Below are 402 nucleotides of genomic sequence, written 5' to 3' on the forward strand. Positions count from 1 at the left end.
TTGACCTTCCCCTGATGGGAACCTTTAGGGTGGCAGGTAACCTCACCCCAAGGACTGTCCCCATGTCTTCCCTTGCTTCCCGGTCCGGCGCGCCGATCAGCCGTCTGAGCCTGCCCATCGAGGGCATGACCTGTGCCTCGTGCGTGGGCCGGGTCGAGCGTGCGCTCACTGCGGTGCCCGGCGTGATGAGCGCCTCCGTCAACCTCGCCACCGAGCGCGCCGACCTCGGTTTCATCGGCGCGGCCGATCCCCTGGCCGCCGTACGCGCCATCGAGAGTGCGGGCTACACCGTGCGGGAAGACAGCACCGAACTGAGCATCGAGGGCATGACCTGCGCCTCCTGTGTCGGCCGCGTCGAACGCAGCCTCGCGCAGGTGCCCGGCGTGATCGCCGCCAGCGTCA

1 protein-coding gene is annotated in these 402 nt (G+C 68.7%); it reads left to right on the top strand.

Annotated features, from left to right (window positions below; all coding sequences use genetic code 11):
* Positions 1-62 precede the first annotated feature (62 nt).
* On the top strand, positions 63-402 hold a 340-nt coding region (locus ACLFKU_RS44305), incomplete at its 3' end, for a heavy-metal-associated domain-containing protein (protein ID WP_410853463.1).

The organism is Paraburkholderia sp. EG304, from assembly GCF_046543485.1.
In the GTDB taxonomy this organism is placed as follows: Bacteria; Pseudomonadota; Gammaproteobacteria; order Burkholderiales; family Burkholderiaceae; genus Paraburkholderia; species Paraburkholderia youngii.